Annotated in this window: 1 protein-coding gene; it reads right to left on the reverse strand. The window is 69.2% G+C overall.

The window, feature by feature from the left end; translation table 11 throughout:
- Positions 1 to 1006: acyl-CoA desaturase (locus AB0G02_RS38745; protein WP_360805055.1), on the reverse strand; the 1006-nt coding region annotated here is incomplete at its 3' end.
- Between the last annotated feature and the right edge of the window lie 693 nt (positions 1007 to 1699).

Genomic DNA, 1699 nt, shown 5'->3' on the forward strand with positions numbered 1-1699 from the left:
CCCCAGTGGAGGCAGGCCTCGGCGGGGCAGCCTTCGTGACCCGGGCGCAGGGTGCCGATCCGATCGCCCCGGCGCAGACGTCCTCGACGACGGGCTGCGCGCGGCGGAGGTTGGGTCGGGGCATGTGCGGGTAGAGGTGGTGCTCCACCTGGTGGTTGAGGCCACCGAGCAGGGCGTCGACCCACCGGCCACCGGTGACGTTGCGCGAGGTGAGCACCTGCTTGCGCAGGTGGTCCAAGCGCTGTCCCTTGGCGATGATGGGCATCCCCTTGTGGTTCGGGGCGAAGGAACAGCCCAGGTAGACACCCATGAGTCCCTGGTGGACCGCGATGAACACGACCGCCTTCAGCGGGGACAGCACCACGAACACCGCGGTCAGGTACGCGGCCGCCGGGAGGAGTTGCAGCGCGGCCTCGCGCCAGGGGTGCTTGAGCTCCCCGCGCCACAGCGCCGACAGACCCGAGAGCCGCAGCACGACCGCCTCGACCAGCAGCAGCGGGAAGAACAGGAACGCCTGGTACTTGGTGACCCACCGGTACAGGCCGCGCTTGTCACCGGCCTGCTCGCGGCTGAAGGCGATGGCGTGGATCTCGATGTCGGGGTCGTGGTCCTCGTGGTTGGGGTTGGCGTGGTGGCGGTTGTGCTTGCCTACCCACCACTGGTAGCTGATCCCGGTGACACCGCCGTGCAGGTGACCCACGAGGTCGTTGTGGCGGTGGCTGCGGAAGATCTGCCGGTGCCCGGCGTCATGCCCGATGAAGGCGAACTGGGTGAAGACCACCGCGAGGAGCACCGCGGTCAGCACCTGCCACCACGAGTCGCCCAGCAGCACCATCGCCGCTCCGGCCACCGCGAGCAGCAGGACGTTGATCGCCATGCGCGTCGTGTAGTACCCGCGCCGCCGGTCCAGCAGGCCGGCGTCCTTGAGCTCCCGCGTCAAGCGGGCGAAGTCGCTGCCCTGCCGGGCGTCGGGAGGTCGTGCCGTGGCGATGGGTGAGGAAGTCATGACATCTGCTTTCCGGGTGGACGGACGCGTCCGCTGCGCTCCCCGGTCGTCGCGGCGTCCGCGACCCGGGGTGGAGCGGGGCCTGAGAGGAGGAAGTCGAGGTGGGTCCGGCCGATCGGACGGCATGGCCCGTTCGTGAGGGTCACGAGGACCCGCGGGAGTGCGGTCCGTGGGACGCCCGGGCGGTTCCGATGGGATTCGGGCGGACGGCCGACCCGTGAACCGGGTGTGCCCGTCATCCAGTCGAACGCTGCCGGCAGTCGACCGGTTCCCGTTTCCGGCCACGTGTGCCGCGCGGCACATGTTCACCGCACACCTCCCGATCGCGCCTGGTGTGATCACAGGCCGCCGGGGTCCGGGGCGACATCGCCACTGCGGACGACGCCGTTCGAATTCCAGCAGGCGTCACCGCGGTGACCTCCACGGTCGCACCCGCCGCTCGTCCGCGCAACCGTGCCGGCGCTCGTCGACCGGACGCGGGGCGCAGTCGGACGCTGCCCGGGAGAAGATTCGAGACCGAATTGGACGTGCAACGGTCATCGACACCGAATTCATACACGAAAGAGCGCGATCGGCAATTCCGGTGGCACCGGGTGCATACTCGATGCATGAGCCGATCCACTTCCGTCGACTTTGCTCCCGCTCTCCGGAATCCTTTTCGGACATGTCGGGGCTCACTTCCCCCCTAACAGG

It is taken from the genome of Actinosynnema sp. NPDC023658 (genome assembly GCF_040639995.1).
Lineage (GTDB): Bacteria > Actinomycetota > Actinomycetes > Mycobacteriales > Pseudonocardiaceae > Actinosynnema.